This is a genomic window from Streptomyces sp. NPDC127129, from assembly GCF_042671585.1.
Classification (GTDB): Bacteria; Actinomycetota; Actinomycetes; order Streptomycetales; family Streptomycetaceae; genus Streptomyces.
Genome location: NZ_JBHXTV010000002.1, coordinates 176,675 through 191,280 on the forward strand (window position 1 = coordinate 176,675; position 14,606 = coordinate 191,280).

The following is a 14,606-nucleotide window of genomic DNA, read 5'->3' on the forward strand; positions in this document are numbered from 1 at the left end:
GGCCGGGCCGGAGCTCGCAGGGCGGAGAGGCATGGCACAGGCCGGCGACGCAAGCCGAACCGTCATCCTGACGGTGGACGACGATCCGGGAGTCTCCCGCGCCATCGCCCGTGACCTGCGGCGACGCTACGGCGGCGGGTACCGGATCGTGCGCGCCGAGTCCGGCGAGTCCGCCCTCGACGCACTGCGCGAGCTGAAGCTGCGCGGCGACCTGGTGGCCGTGATCCTGGCCGACTACCGCATGCCGCAGATGAACGGCATCGAGTTCCTCGAACAGGCCCTCGGCGTGTACCCGGGGGCGCGCCGCGTGCTCCTGACCGCGTACGCCGACACCAACGCGGCCATCGACGCGATCAACGTCGTCGACCTCGACCACTATCTGCTCAAGCCCTGGGACCCGCCGGAGGAGAAGCTCTACCCGGTCCTGGACGATCTGCTCACCGCCTGGCGCTCCAGCGACTACCGGCCGGTGCCCGAGACCAAGATGGTCGGCCACCGCTGGTCGGCGCACTCCTCGCGGGTACGCGAGTTCCTGGCCCGCAACCAGGTGCCGTACCGCTGGTACGCGTCCGACGAGCCCGAGGGGCAGCGGCTGCTCGAAGCGGCCGGCACGGACGGACACCGGCTGCCGCTGGTGCTCACGCCGGACGGATCGGTTCTGATCGAGCCGGACGCGCCGGAACTGGCCGCCCATGTGGGGCTCGCCACCACGCCGGCCGCCGAGTTCTACGACCTCGTCGTCATCGGCGGCGGTCCCGCCGGGCTCGGCGCCGCGGTCTACGGGGCGTCCGAGGGGCTGCGGACCGTGCTCGTCGAACGGTCGGCGACCGGTGGACAGGCCGGGCAGAGCTCCCGCATCGAGAACTACCTGGGCTTCCCGGACGGCGTCTCCGGGGCGCAGCTCACCGATCGCGCCCGCCGTCAGGCGACACGCTTCGGCGCCGAGATCCTCACGGCGCGCGAGGTCACGGGCCTCGAGGTCGGCGGTGCGGCGCGCGTCGTGCGGTTCTCCGACGGCTCCGAGGTCGCCGCACACAGCGTCATCCTGGCGACCGGCGTGTCCTACCGGCAGCTCCGGGCGCCGGGCTGCGACGACCTGACCGGGCGCGGGGTGTACTACGGCTCCTCCCTCACCGAGGCGTCCTCGTGCGAGGGACAGGACGTGTACATCGTCGGCGGCGCGAACTCCGCCGGGCAGGCGGCCGTGTTCCTGGCGCGCGGCGCGAAGTCGGTGACGCTGCTGGTGCGCGGGGAGTCCCTGGCGGCGTCGATGTCGTACTACCTGATCCAGCAGATCGAGGAGGCGCCGAACATCACCGTGCGGCCGCGGACCGTCGTGGAGGAGGCGCACGGCGAGGACCATCTGGAGCGCCTGACCCTTCGCGACGCGGTGAGCGGCGCCGCCGAGGTGGTCGACGCCCAGTGGATGTTCGTCTTCATCGGGGCGGCCCCGCTGACCGACTGGCTCGGCGGGACGGTGCTGCGCGACGAGCACGGCTTCATCCTGGCCGGTCCGGACCTCACGCCGGACGGACGGCCGCCGGGCGAGTGGGAACTGGACCGGCCGCCGTACCACTTGGAGACCAGTGTTCCCGGCGTGTTCGTGGCGGGCGACGCGCGCGCCCAGTCGGCGAAGCGCGTGGCGTCCGCCGTCGGAGAGGGCGCCATGGCCGTGATGCTCGTCCACCGCTATCTGGAGCAGTCATGAGCGACCGGCCGGTGCCCTGTGATCCGCACGAGATCGGCTCGCTGTTCCTGTTCGAGAAGCTCACCGCGGAACAGCTCGGCCGGTTGTGCGTCGAGGGGCGGATGGAGCGGTTCGAGCCCGGTCCGGTGTACGTCGAGGGCGACCCGGCCACCTGTTTCTACGTGATGGTCGAGGGGACGGTGGTGCTCTCCCGCAGGGTGGGCGGCGACGACGTGGAGGTCAGCCGGACCTCGCAGCGCGGTGTGTACGCGGGAGCCATGCAGGCGTACCTCGGCGACCGGGTCCCGCAGACGTACAACAACACCATGCGGGTGACCGAGCCCACCCGGTTCTTCGTGCTGCCCGCGCAGTCGTTCGCGGACATCATGCAGGAGTGGTTCCCGATGGCGGCGCACCTGCTGGAGGGGCTCTTCTTCGGCTCGAAGAACACTCAGCGGGCGATCGGCCAGCGGGAACGGCTGCTGGCGCTCGGCTCACTGTCCGCCGGACTGACCCATGAGCTCAACAACCCGGCGGCGGCCGCCGTACGGGCCACCGCGACCCTGCGTGAGCGGGTCGGCAAGATGCGGCACAAGCTGGCGGTGATCGCCCAGGGTCCCTACTCGCGCGAGGCCCTCGCCTCGCTCATCGAGATCCAGGAACGGACCGCCGAGCGCGTCGCCAAGGCGCCGGTGCTGACCCCGCTGGAGGCGTCGGACCGGGAGGACGAGCTGACGGACTGGCTCGACGACCACGGCATCCCGGAGGGCTGGCGGATCGCACCCACCTTCGTCCAGGCGGGGCTCGACACGGACTGGCTGGAGCAGGTCGCGGCGACCGTGGCCGATGACATCCTGCCGGGGGCCGTCGGCTGGCTCAACTACACGGTGGAGACGGAGCTGTTGATGGACGAGATCGACGACTCCACCAACCGCATCTCCCACCTGGTGGACGCGGCCAAGCAGTACGCGCAGCTCGACCGCGCGCCGCACCGCGACGTCGACGTCCACGAACTCCTCGACAGCACACTGCTGATGCTGTCCGCCAAGATCGGCCCGCGGGTGCGGGTGGTCAAGGAGTACGACCGCTCCCTGCCCGCCGTCCCCGCCTACCCGGCCGAGCTCAACCAGGTGTGGACGAACCTGATCGACAACGCGGTGCACGCGATCGGAACGGCCGGAGGCGAGGGCACCCTGACGGTCCGCACGGCCAGGGAGGGCGACCGGCTGCTGGTCGAGTTCCGTGACACCGGCCCGGGTGTCCCCGAGGACATCCGCAGCCGGATCTTCGACCCCTTCTTCACCACCAAGCCGGTCGGAGAAGGCACCGGTCTCGGTCTCGACATCTCCTGGCGGATCGTCGTCAGCAAGCACCACGGCAGCCTCCAGGTCGAATCCGTCCCCGGCGACACCCGGTTCCAGGTACTGCTGCCACTGACCACCCCCGAGACCGCCGAGGAGCCCACATGACCGAGATCGACGGAATCGACCCGACCGTCCCGCCCAGCGGCACGGGCTGCTCGGACTGCGACGCGTCGGACGGCTGGTGGTTCCACCTCCGGCGCTGCGCCCAGTGCGGCCACGTCGCCTGCTGCGACTCGTCGCCGGCCCAGCACGCCACGGCCCACTGGAAGTCCACCGGGCATCCTCTGGTGCAGAGCTACGAGCCGGGCGAGGAGTGGTACTGGAACTACGCCACCGACGAGATGTACGCGTCCGGTCCCCCGCTGACTCCTCCCGGCGGTCACCCGGCCGACCAGCCGGCCCCCGGCCCCGCCGACCGCGTCCCCCGGGACTGGCAGAACCTGCTCCACCGCTGAGGACCTGCCTGAAGCGGAGCCCTCCGGGGACGGGCCCGTTCCGGCCCACCGACCGTGCGCCGACGTCGGCTCGCGGTCGTCCGCACGGTCCGCCCTCCGCGGACGCCGTGCGCGGGCCTCAGGCGTAGGTGACGGTGACCTTTTCGAAGCCGAGCGCGGCCAGCAGCCCCTGGAGCATGGCGGTGGTGTTGCGCTCGGCCCGGCTCGTGAGGTCGCTCTCCCGGGCGGCCTCACCGATGTGTTGGGCGGCGAGACGGTGGACGGCGGTCTCGCCGGCGGGGTTGTCGGAGAAGAGGTCGCCCAGCCGGTCGAGGAGCCCTCGCTGCTTCGAGACGGTGTAGGACCGGTCGGGGTCGAGGGCGGGGTCGCCGAGCCGTGCGTGGGGCAGGCGCAGGGTGGCGGTCGTACGTTCCGCGTCCACGGTGACGGCGTCGGAGCGCAGGTGGGAGAGATCGACGTACGAGCTGACGCTGCCGTACGCCACGTACAGGGTGCGGGTGCCCCGGATCGCGTCCGGCAGGAACCGGGCGTCCTTCTCTAGGTCCACCACGACCTGGTAGGTGCCGAGTGCGCCTTCGTGACGGTTCATGTCCTGGATCGACTTCAGCACGGCCGGTCCCGAGCGGTCGTCGGTCTCGGTTCCGAACAGGTCTCCCAGGCCCGGAAGTTGGACGAACCTCGCCAGCAGGACGAAGGCCAGGGCCAGGGCGAGGAGTACGGCGGCGACGGCGGGCCACCTTCGGGGGCCACGTTCACGTCCACGTGGCGACGGCATGCGCGAGGGTCCGGTCTCTGTGTCGTCTCGCATAGAAGTCTGGTGCCCTCCGCACGCGCCGTCATTCCGAACGGCCCCCGGATTGCGCGGCCGGGTCCCGGGTAACCGGGTTCAGCCGAAGAAGGCTCTGCGAGGAGGGGACGGACATGAAGGCGTGGAGAGCCGTGCGGGTCGACAGGGCGGCGAAGGAGAAGCGCGACGCCCGGGCGACGCCACCGGAGGAGGAACCGCGGCGGCGCGGACCCGGCCGGGTGGTCCGGGGGCTGGTGGCGCTGGTGGCCCTGGCGGGGATGGTCGCGTTCGCGATCGTCCTGGCCCGGCTCACGCTGAACGCGTCCCCGGCATCCGTACCCCTCACCCACAGCAATCTGACGCCGGGCAGTTCGATCCGCGCGTACCTCCAGCAGCCGGGCTTCGTGGACACGGTCAAGCAGCTCGGCGGCAACCTGGCGCTCGGCGTGCCGTTCGGCATCCTTCTCCCGCTGCTCTCCCGCAGGACCCGCGGTCCGCTGCGCGTGTGCCTGCTCGCGGTCGGGACGATGCTGCTGGTCGAACTGGTCCAGGGCGCGCTCATCACGGGCCGGGCCTTCGACGTCGACGACGTCCTCCTCAACACCGCCGGCGCGCTTCTCGGTTACCTGCTCGTCGGTCGCCGTCTGGGACGCGCGGTCCATCCCCGTACCCGCCGCCACTGGTGGTCACCGAGGCGCGCGGAGGACCCCGCCGGCTGACGCGTCACCTCCGGTTCGCTCACAGGCCGTACTCCGGAGCGGGGTCGAGGAGTGGACGCGGTCCCGGCTCCCGGCCTGAGCACGCCGGCAGCGTGGTGAAAACGGACCAGTGAGGGTGAGCGCGGCCCACGCGCGCGGCCGCCGGACCGGCCTAGCGTGGGCGGAGCGGGGATGCCCCCGCCCCCACTCGCTCGAGCCTTCACCGAGGACTGATCCCATGCCCATGCAACCCTGGTTCCACGATGCCAAGTTGGGCATCTTCCTGCACTACGGCATCTACGCGGTCGACGGCGTGCCCGAGTCCTGGTCGTTCTACACCGGGCAGGTCACCCACGAGCGGTACATGCGGCAGCTGGACGGCTTCACCGCGTCCGCGTACGAACCGAAGGCCTGGGCGGAGCTCTTCGCCCGCGCCGGGGCGCGGTACGCCGTCCTGACCGCGCGGCACCACGACGGCGTGGCGCTGTGGGACACCGACCACGGCGATCTGAACGTCGTGCGGCACACGCCCGCCGGACGCGATCTCGTGGCCGGGTACGCCGAGGCCCTGCGCGAGAAGGGCATCAAGGTCGGCCTGTACTACTCGCATTCGGACTGGAACCACCCCGACTACGCGAGCGTGGTGCACCCCGAGCCACCGAACGAGGACGTGGCCACCCACCCGCTCGTCACCCCGAAGGACGGGGTCGAGGACCCGGAGGCCTGGGCGCGCTTCGTCGCGTACCGGGATGCCCAGGTGGGCGAGCTGGTCTCCCGTTTCCGCCCCGATCTGCTCTGGTTCGACGGCGAGTGGGAGCGCAGCGAGGAGCAGTGGGGCATGGCTTGGCTCGCCGAGCGGATCCTCGCCGGGAACCCCGAGACGGTCCTGAACTCCCGCGTGCTCGGCCACGGCGACTACGCCACCCCCGAGCAGGGCGTGCCGCTCCTGCCGCCGGACGGGCCGTGGGAGCTCTGTCTGACGATGAACGACTCCTGGGGCTATCAGCCCCAGGACCGGAACCAGAAGTCGGTCCGCCGGCTGGTGCGCCACTTCACGGAGACCATCGGTATGGGAGGCAACCTGCTGCTGGCCGTCGGCCCCCGGGAGGACGGCACGATCCCGGCGGAGCAGGCCGAACGGCTGGAGGGCCTCGGGGCCTGGATCGCGCGGCACGAACGGGCGGTGTACGGGACGGTGGCAGGGCTGCCGGCCGGACACCACTACGGCCCCAGCACGCTCTCCGCCGACCGCCGCACGCTCTATCTGGTCTGCTTCGACACCCCGCGCGAGTCGGTCTCGCTGCGCGGCCTGCACAACAAGGTGGAGCGGGTGACCGTGCTCGGCACCGGCACGGAGCTGGCCCATCGGGTGACCGGCGGACTCCACGACGTTCCGGGAGCGCTCTGGATCGACGCCCCGGAAGGAGCGGACGTCGACGAGTCCGCGACGGTCCTCGCCGTCGAACTCGACGGTGAGCTCTGCCTCTACCGGGGTACGGGCCGGGACTGATTCCGCTGCGTCAACCGCCGGCGCGCACCGCGCGTGGGGACACGCCCAGTTCGCGCCGGCACGCCTTGTTGAACGCCTGCAGATCGTCGATTCCGACGGCCGCCGCCACCGCGGGAATCGGCAGGGTCGACTCACGGAGCAGATGCCGTGCCCGCTCCATGCGCCGCCGCCGGACGTACGCCACGACGGTGGAGCCGGTCTCGGCGCGGAAGAGGCGCAGCAGATGGTTGTGCGAGACCCCCGCGGCCCGCGCCACGTCGGGGACGAGGAGCCGCTCCGCGAGATGCGACTCGATGTACGCGACAGCGGCGGCGAGCGAGGCGTGCGGCCCGCTCTCGCGTCCTGTCGGCTCGGCAAGTCCGGCGAGCTCCCAAAGGGCCGTCCAGACCTCGGCGTCCGCCCTGCGCGGAGCGCGCGGGGCCACCGCGATGGCCCGCAGCAGAAGTTCCGAGAGCGCCGGGGTCCGCGCACCGGCGTCCTGGACGACGGGCAGGGTGACCGTCTCCCCCGTACCGGGGAGGCTCAGGTGCGCGTACAGATGCTCGGACCGCCCGCGGTAGCGGTAGCGCACTTCCGCTCCCGGCGGCACCAGGCTGACGTACCCGGGACGGATGACGTGGAGCACGCCGTCGACGACGAGTTCGGCGGTGTACCGGTAGAGGTGCAGCTGCCACAGATCCGGCAGCCGGAACACATCGACCGGGCTCGTCGTGCCATGGACTCCGATGCCGAGGCTGAACACCCGCGGCGGCTCGTCCAGCCGTACCGCGCAGGACCGCCCCTGTCGCACCCGGACACCCTCCGTCACGTCGGAAATCTACCAGCGAAGGAAGTGCGGGGCGGCCGGCGCCGACTCCGGCCGCCCCGCACGCTCGTGGGGCCCTGCCGCGTCCCTGACACGGCGGGGCCGTCGTCAGGCCCCCCGGCCCGCCAGCTCGACCAGGGATACGAGCACTTCTTTGCCCGACTCCCGCTCACGCGCGTCGCAGAGGACCACCGGGGTCCCCGGGTCGAGGTCGAGCGCGTCCGCGACCTCCTGGGCGCTGTAGTCCCGGGCGCCGTCGAAGCAGTTCACCGCGACGACGAAGGGGAGACGGCGGCGCTCGAAGTAGTCGATGGCGGGGAACGAGTCCACCAGGCGGCGGGTGTCGGCGAGGACCACCGCGCCCAGCGCACCTCGCGCGAGTTCGTCCCACAGGAACCAGAAGCGGTTCTGTCCGGGCGTGCCGAAGAGGTAGAGGGCCAGGTCGTCGGAGAACGTGATGCGTCCGAAGTCCAGGGCCACGGTCGTCGTGCGCTTCTCCGCGACGCCGTCCAGGCTGTCCAGCGGACGGCCGGCCTCGGTCAGGATCTCCTCGGTGTTCAGGGGCCGGATCTCGCTGACCGATCCGATCAGGGTGGTCTTGCCGACCCCGAATCCGCCGGCCACGAGGATCTTCAGGGCGACGAAGGGGACGTCAGAGGGCTCGGAGTCCATCGATCACTCTCTTGAGGATGCGCGGGTCGGGGAGTTGAGCGGGAGGGACGGGCGGGGTGACGCGGATGAGACCGGCCTGCAGCAGGTTCCCGAGGAGCACCCGTACGACGGCGAGCGGCAGCCCGGAGTCGGAGGCCAGGTCGGCCACGGGGTGCGGCCGTGCCGTGCAGAGCCGGTGGAGCTGCGCCTCCTCCGGTGAGAGCAGTGGGGAGCGCTCCGGCGCCAGGCACCCGTGGACGAGGCTCATCAGGTCGAACCGCTCGCCGCCGGCGGGCCGCGCGCGGCCCGAGGTCATCGCGTAGAGGCGCACCAGCGGGCCGGCCTCGTCGTCGTACCAGCGGTCGTCGTCGTCACTCATCGACGCGTGACACGGCGGGCTCCGCACCGCGCGCCGGGGTACCGAGATGGGCGCCGACACGCTTCACCAGCCGGGCCATCTCGTAGGCCACGAGGCCCACATCGGCGCTCGCCTCGCTGAACACCGCGAGACAGGATCCCTCGCCCGCGGAGACGACGAACAGGAAGCCGTCCTCCAGCTCGACCAGGGTCTGGATGACACCGCCGGCGCCGAAGTGACGCCCGGTCCCCTTGGCGAGGCTGTGGAACCCGGAGGCGATCGCGGCGAACCGCTCGGCGTCGTCCCGGGTCAGCCGGGCCGACGTGCCGACCGGCAGCCCGTCGCCGGAGAGCACGATCACGTGCCTGATCTCCGGCACGTGGGCGACCAGTTCCTCCAGGAGCCAGCCGAGGTCACCTGACCGGTACAGATTGCCGTTGCCGTTCATCGGCTCTCTCCTTCACGTTCTGGCTTGTCCTCGCCCGCCGGTCGCGGCGGCGACGGGCGGTCCACGGTCCCCCGGGCCCAGCCGGCGCGGAACGACGCCATGGTGGCGCGTGCCTGTTCCGGCGAGCGGCGGGGACCGGGATCACTCGGCGGTTCGTACGTCTCCCCGATGCTCTGTCCCTCCAGGTCCCGGCGGCGTGCGCGGCGCGGCAGGGGGGTCTTGTCGCCGGGCGACACCCGTGGGGCCGGCGGAGGTCCCACGGGGTGCGGAGGTGCTGCGAGGTGCGGAGGTGCTGTGGGGTGCACTGGGGGTACGGAGACGGGCGGTGCGGGGACAGGGGTTACGGGGTGCGCGGGGGTTACGGGGTGCACAGGAGGTACCGGGTGCCGGGGCGCCGGGGGCGCCGTCTTCTCCGCTGTCCTCTCCGCCGTCCTCTCCGCCGTCCTCTCCGCCGTCGGCAGCGCCTCGTGGGCGGCCTTCGGGCGGGCGGCGTGCCGCCCCGGCGGACGACGGTGCGGAAGGCCGCCGGCGGTTTCCGTGGCCGGCTCGTCCCGGCCCGGCTCACGGGCCTCCTCGCTGAGGAGGGCCGTCGGCAGCAGGACCACGGCGACGACACCGCCGTACACGGAGGGCCGCAGCCCCACGCGCGCGTCGAGCCGGTGCGCGAGGCGGTTCACCACGAAGAGGCCGAGCTGTCCGCTGTCGAGCAGGTCGACACGGCCCGTGTCCTCGATCCGGCTGTTCGCCTCGTCGAACCCCTCGGCACTCATGCCGAGACCCCGGTCCTCGATCTCCAGCACGACTCCTGATCCCACCCGCTGGCCCCGTACCTCGACCTTGGTCTGGGGCGGCGAGAAGGCGGTGGCGTTCTCGACGAGTTCGGCGACGAGGTGCGTGAGGTCGGCGACCGCCGCTCCGTGCAGCCGTACGCGGGGAATGTCGTGGACCTCCACCCGGCCGAAGTCCTCGACCTCGGCGACAGCGGCCCTGACCACGTCCATCAGGCCGACGGGACGCCGCCAGCCGCGGCCCGGAGCGGCACCGGCGAGGATGATCAGGCTCTCGGCGTGCCGGCGCATACGGGTCGTCAGGTGATCCAGCCGGAAGAGGTCCTCCAGCTCCACCGGATCCTCGTTGCGGCGTTCCATGGTGTCCAGCAGCGTGAGCTGACGGTGCAGCAGGGCCTGGCTGCGGCGGGCGAGGTTCACGTAGACGCCCGAGATCCCGTGGAGGACCTGGGCCCGTTCCGCGGCCGACTCAACCGCGGAACGGTGGACGGCGGCGAGCGCCGCGCCGACCTGCCCGATCTCGTCGTCGCGGCGGGCGCGCAGCGGGGCCACGGCGTCGAGGTCGACACTGTCGCCGGCGTGCAGGCGCCGGATGGTCTCGGGAAGCTCGCGTTCGGCGAGGGTGAGGGCGGAGTCGCGGAGGTCCGTGAGTTCGCCGACCAGGCCCCGGCCGATCCGCACCGAGATGAGGAGCGAGAGCAGTACGCCGACCAGTCCGAGCGCGACGGCGATCCCGGAGCCGCCGAGCACGGCGAACGAGAGGGGATCGGCACGGTCGGCGGCGGCGGTGCTCGCCCTCGTCTGTGCGGCGCCCAGCTGCTGGAGGACGGTTCCGGCAGGCTCCTGCCAACGGGCGGCCTCGGTCGCGGCCCTCGCCTGCGACGCGCTGCCCGCGGCCAGAAGGCTGTCCTCGACGGTCCGCAGGACGGTCATCTCGGTTCCGGTGAGGACGGTCCGGTACGCGGCGGCGTCCACCGGCGGCAGGTCGTCCACGGCCGTCGCGAGGAGCCTTCGTCCCGTGTGGGCCGAGCCCACGAATTCCTGGTACTGCGCGGGGTCCACCCCGCCCGACGTCTGCACCGCGCCCATCAGGGAGTCCTCGCGGGCGATCATCTCCCGGGCCCAGGCGAGTTCGAGGACGACCCGCGCCGCGGAGGCGTGCTCGGGGTCGTGCAACGCGGCGAGGGATCCCTGGAGCGCGAGCGCGCGCTCGATCACGCGTCCGTAGGCGTCGTAGACCGGCTTCCAGCCGCCTCCCGGACGCCGCGCCTGCTCGCGCAGCGCGCCCAGACCGTCGAGGTCCGCGACGAGGCGGTCGACGCGCCCCGCGAAGTCACCGTCGATGCCCTGAACATCCAGGGTGCTCTCCTGGGCACCCCGGCGCAGTGCGGTGACGGCGGTGTCGGTGTCCTTCTCGCGGCCCTCCTGGGACTCCGCGCGCTCCGCGCCATCCGCGCCATCCGCGCCATCCGCGCCGGGAACGGCGAACCGGCGCAGGGCTCCCGCGCGTTCCGCCTGTACGGCGGTGACGACGGAGTCCACCGGCTTCAGCAGCGTGGTGTTGGCCTCCTTGAAGCCGTTCAGTTCCGAGACGTTGCGTGCCGTGGTGACGGTCGCGAACGCCCACAGCGCCATCAGGGACACGGCGGGGACCATCAGGAGGCAGACGGTCTTCGCCCGGATCGAGCGTGGCACCAGCAGTGCGCTCATCGGTTCCTCGAAACAGTCAGGGGCGGGGAGTTGCGGTCGGGGACGGGTTCGGCGCTCATCCGGCGGAAGGCTCCGCGGTGGGCGGAAGGCCGACCTCCGTGCGCCCGGGGACCCCGTCGGGGGCGGTGGCCCCGGGAGCGGCATGCCTCGTCGTCGGTGAGAGGGCGACGAATGCGGAGGCCAGGAAGAGGAACGAGCCGAGTACGACGGCGAGCGGGAAGACGAAGTCCATGGCCGTGACTCCGTCGAGCACCGCGCGGGTCGGGCCGATCGTGATCCGCACGGCGGCCATGCCCGTGTAGTGCATGCTGCTGACGGCAGCGCCCATGACGAGCGAGGCGATCACGGCGCCCGCGGTTCCCCGGACCGTGAGTGCCGCCCAGAGCGCGGCGGTTGCCGCGACGACGGCGATGACGAGGGACAGGGAGACCAGCGGCAGGTCGTAGCCGACGTTGCCGTTCAGCCGGAGGGCGGCCATGCCGAGGTAGTGCATGGCCCCGACACCGATCCCGGTGCCCAGGCCGCCGAGCAGCAGGGAGCGCACCCGGGAGCGGCCATAGCCGACGGTGAAGACCCCCGCGCCCACCACGGCCATGGCCACCAGCAGGCTGAGGAAGGTGAGCGGCACGTCGTAGCGGATCGCGGACCCCGCGACTCCGAAGCCCAGCATGGCGATGAAATGCATGGTCCAGATTCCCGAGCCGATGGCGGCGGAGGCGGTCAGCAGCCAATTACGGCGCGAGCGGCCCTCGGTGGCCAACGCCCGTACGGTGCACCGCAGTCCGAGAGCGGATCCGACGCAGGCCATCGCGTAGGCCAGGACCGGGGAAATCCAACCGGCCCCGAAATGGTGCAGGTGAGCCACATTCCCTCCGTTCACAGTTCGGTTCGCGGCGATGGACGCTAACAGTCCGTATGGGCGGCGGGAATTCGGCGAAATGTTTCCTGACCGTGATGCGAACCGGTCGGCGGTACGGCGTGCTGCCCTACCCGTGAGTTCGGTGACGGTCTATGCGTGTCATTCGGACGGGCCGGAATTCCGGACCACCCGGGCACACGCCCACGCGTGATGTGGATCACGGGAATTCCCGGGGTTTTCTGCCCTAGGGGGACCACCGGACCTTGACGGTCCGGAGCCTGGCATTCCGCTCTGTTCGGCGGAACCGCGGACTCACCAGAGGCCGGTGGGTTCCTGCACCACCCGGAGCGTCGTGGCGTCCGCGTCCGCGGCGCCGCCGATCCGGCCTCCCCGCGACCGGGCGAGCAGCCGGAGGTACGCGACCGACTCGGCGGTGACCACCTCGCCGGGCAGGAGCACCGGGACTCCGGGTGGGCAGGCGGTGACCCGGGCGGCGGAGGCCATGCCCACGGCCTCGGCGCAGTCCACGACTCGGTGGTGGCCGAAGAAGGCGGCGCGGATGGTCAGCCGGCCGGGACCCGGGGAGGGGAGCGCGAGCCTCAGCGGCTCCGCCGGGTCGTCGTCGGAGGTGGGCAGGGCGTGCAGCGCGTCGAGAAAGGCCTCGGCGTCCGGCTCGGCGTCCTCGCCCAGTGCCAGGGTGAGCACGCTCCCGGTCGCACCGACGAGGCGGTGGCCGAGGCCCGCACGGTCGAGGAGCCGGTGGGCCTGGGGGCCGGCTACCCCTCCGACGCGGGTGTTGATCGCGATCCTCAGCGGGTCGGCGCCGGCGATTCCGGGAACGTCGCCGAAGCCGTCGGCGACCAGCGAGAAGCGGCCCTCCTTGCGGACGCCCGCGCCGATCGCGGCGGCCGTCTCCAGCGAGGCGAGGACGTGGTCCCAGTCCCGGGCGAGCGACTGCGGGGGGAGGGAGTCGCAACCGGTCTGCCGGGTCAGCTCCACGGCACGCTCGACGAGCGGCCTCAGCAGTTCGGCATGAGGTCCGTCCCCGAGCCGCAGTACGGCAGCGGGTCCTGAGGAGACGGAGAGGTCCGCGCCGTGCGCGAGGGCGTCGGGCAGGAGCCCGGGGTGCCGCCCGAAGAGGGGGGAGCGCCGGCTCTCGTCGACGATCAGCGGTACGCCCGAGGCGTGCGCGGCGGCGGCCAGTGCCCGGATGTCGGCCACCGCGCCGTACCGCGTGGGTGATGCGACGAAGGCCGCCGCCACGTCGGTGCGCTCCCCGGCCGCCGCGGCCAGGTCCTCGGGCCGTACACAGTGCGCGATCCCGTGCTCCGGGTCGAGGACCGGCGGGATCGTGCGGGCGTCCAGGCCGGACACGACCAGGCCGTCGAGCAGCGGGGCGGGGGCGTCCCGCTGGACGAGCACGGTGCCGCCGAGCGCGGGGACGATCAGGCCGGTGATGCAGTGGCTCAGCGGGCTGCCCTGTGCCAGGACCCAGGTCCTGCGTGCAGCCGTGTTCTCCGTGAGGGACATGTCGACCGGGCTTCTCCCCCACCGATGCCTGCCGCCGTGTCAGGGCGAAGCCGCGCGGAGGGGTGGGGGGACACGACTGCGCACGGCATCCGTTCTCCATCGTCACCGGCCGACCGCGGCGCCCCCGCCTCCCGGAAGTGGGGTGCTACCGCCGACTTTCGACAGGTGTGGGAGCCCTTGCTACGCGTCGTCCGTGGAGAGACCCGAGCGGTAGGCGATCCGGGCCGCCTCGACCCGGTTGGACACCTCCAGCCGGGCCAGGAGCTGGGTGACGTGCGCCTTGACCGTGCCCTCGGTCATCCCCAGTTCCGTCCCGATGTCCGCGTTGGAGAGCCCCCGGCCGAGCAGCCGCAGCACGTCGGTCTGGCGGGCGGTCAGCGAGGCGACGCGCGGGTCGCCCGCGGTGGTCGCCCCACCCCCGTCCCTCGTGGTCAGGTCGATGACGTGGCCCGTGACCGTGGAGCCGAACGCCGCGTGGCCCTCGGCGACGCTGCGCAGCGCGCCGAGCAGCTCGGCCGGCGGCGTGTCCTTGACGAGGAAGCCGACCGCCCCGGCCGCGAGGGCCTGCTCGACGTACTCGTCACGGCCGAACGTGGTGAGAATGAGGACGGCGGGCGGATTCGGCAGCTCTCCGAGCCGCCGGGTCGCGGTGATCCCGTCCATGCCGGGCATCTGCACGTCCATCGCCACGATGTCCGGAAGCAGGCTGCGTGCCTGGTCGACCGCGGAGTGGCCGTCCCACGCCTCGGCGACCACACGCAGGTCCGGCGCGGCGTCGATGACGGCCCGCAGCCCGTCCCGTACGGCGGAGTCGTCGTCCGCGACGAGGACCGTGATCATGAGCTGAACCCCATGGCCCCATGCTCGCCCGGATCGTGGAGGCGGGCGACGGGACGGACCGTACGGGTGAGGCCCGCGGCTGCTCGCCGTGCCCCGGGCCCTCTCGCTGGCTACCG

14 protein-coding genes are annotated in these 14,606 nt (G+C 72.3%); 5 read left to right on the forward strand and 9 right to left on the reverse strand.

What is annotated here, in order from left to right:
- Positions 1–31: 31 nt before the first annotated feature.
- From ACFVGW_RS04145 to ACFVGW_RS04155, 3 genes are read left to right on the forward strand one after another with little or no spacing between them, the layout of a single operon-like run.
- Positions 32–1,708 carry an FAD-dependent oxidoreductase gene (locus ACFVGW_RS04145; RefSeq protein WP_385850689.1) on the forward strand — a complete coding sequence of 559 codons (1,677 nt, stop codon included), beginning with the start codon at positions 32–34 and terminating at the stop codon, positions 1,706–1,708.
- Entirely contained in the window at positions 1,705–3,156 is a 1,452-nt protein-coding gene (locus tag ACFVGW_RS04150; protein WP_385850690.1) for an ATP-binding protein, read from the forward strand. The genes ACFVGW_RS04145 and ACFVGW_RS04150 overlap by 4 nt, the downstream gene beginning before the upstream one ends.
- The gene (locus ACFVGW_RS04155) at positions 3,153–3,506 is read left to right on the forward strand and encodes a UBP-type zinc finger domain-containing protein (RefSeq protein ID WP_385850691.1); all 354 of its coding nucleotides are present in this window, start codon (positions 3,153–3,155) and stop codon (positions 3,504–3,506) included. The genes ACFVGW_RS04150 and ACFVGW_RS04155 overlap by 4 nt, the downstream gene beginning before the upstream one ends.
- A 118-nt stretch (positions 3,507–3,624) precedes the next feature.
- Here ACFVGW_RS04155 and ACFVGW_RS04160 read toward each other — a convergent pair whose 3' ends face one another.
- Complete coding sequence (locus ACFVGW_RS04160) at positions 3,625–4,314, reverse strand: DUF4230 domain-containing protein (RefSeq protein ID WP_385850692.1); 690 nt, start codon at positions 4,312–4,314, stop codon at positions 3,625–3,627.
- Positions 4,315–4,427: 113 nt separating this feature from the next.
- Between ACFVGW_RS04160 and ACFVGW_RS04165 the strand changes: the two genes are divergently transcribed.
- Both ACFVGW_RS04165 and ACFVGW_RS04170 read left to right on the forward strand, forming a co-directional pair.
- A complete protein-coding gene (locus ACFVGW_RS04165) occupies positions 4,428–5,012 on the forward strand; it encodes a VanZ family protein (protein ID WP_385850693.1) in 585 nt (194 codons plus the stop codon).
- 217 nt (positions 5,013–5,229) lie between these two features.
- Positions 5,230–6,501, forward strand: a complete 1,272-nt coding sequence (locus ACFVGW_RS04170) for an alpha-L-fucosidase (RefSeq protein ID WP_385850694.1) — start codon at positions 5,230–5,232, stop codon at positions 6,499–6,501.
- Between the two features lie 10 nt (positions 6,502–6,511).
- Here the strand turns inward: ACFVGW_RS04170 and ACFVGW_RS04175 are convergent, their stop codons facing one another.
- From ACFVGW_RS04175 to ACFVGW_RS04210, 8 genes are all read right to left on the reverse strand, one after another.
- Positions 6,512–7,309 (reverse strand): helix-turn-helix domain-containing protein, encoded by a 798-nt coding sequence (locus ACFVGW_RS04175; protein WP_385850695.1) that lies wholly within the window; start codon positions 7,307–7,309, stop codon positions 6,512–6,514.
- Between the two features lie 105 nt (positions 7,310–7,414).
- The gene (locus ACFVGW_RS04180; protein WP_385850696.1) at positions 7,415–7,978 is read right to left on the reverse strand and encodes an ATP/GTP-binding protein; all 564 of its coding nucleotides are present in this window, start codon (positions 7,976–7,978) and stop codon (positions 7,415–7,417) included.
- On the reverse strand, positions 7,959–8,336 hold the full coding sequence (locus ACFVGW_RS04185) for a DUF742 domain-containing protein (protein WP_385850697.1): 378 nt from the start codon (positions 8,334–8,336) through the stop codon (positions 7,959–7,961). The genes ACFVGW_RS04180 and ACFVGW_RS04185 overlap by 20 nt, the downstream gene beginning before the upstream one ends.
- Complete coding sequence (locus ACFVGW_RS04190) at positions 8,329–8,763, reverse strand: roadblock/LC7 domain-containing protein (RefSeq protein ID WP_385850698.1); 435 nt, start codon at positions 8,761–8,763, stop codon at positions 8,329–8,331. The genes ACFVGW_RS04185 and ACFVGW_RS04190 overlap by 8 nt, the downstream gene beginning before the upstream one ends.
- Positions 8,760–11,261 (reverse strand): nitrate- and nitrite sensing domain-containing protein, encoded by a 2,502-nt coding sequence (locus tag ACFVGW_RS04195; RefSeq protein ID WP_385850699.1) that lies wholly within the window; start codon positions 11,259–11,261, stop codon positions 8,760–8,762. Before ACFVGW_RS04195 ends, ACFVGW_RS04190 begins: the two co-directional genes overlap by 4 nt.
- A 55-nt stretch (positions 11,262–11,316) precedes the next feature.
- Positions 11,317–12,126, reverse strand: a complete 810-nt coding sequence (locus ACFVGW_RS04200) for an MHYT domain-containing protein (RefSeq protein WP_385850700.1) — start codon at positions 12,124–12,126, stop codon at positions 11,317–11,319.
- A gap of 306 nt (positions 12,127–12,432) precedes the next feature.
- Positions 12,433–13,650, reverse strand: a complete 1,218-nt coding sequence (locus ACFVGW_RS04205) for an amino acid decarboxylase (protein WP_385850701.1) — start codon at positions 13,648–13,650, stop codon at positions 12,433–12,435.
- 180 nt (positions 13,651–13,830) lie between these two features.
- On the reverse strand, positions 13,831–14,490 hold the full coding sequence (locus ACFVGW_RS04210) for a response regulator (RefSeq protein ID WP_385850702.1): 660 nt from the start codon (positions 14,488–14,490) through the stop codon (positions 13,831–13,833).
- Positions 14,491–14,606 lie beyond the last annotated feature (116 nt).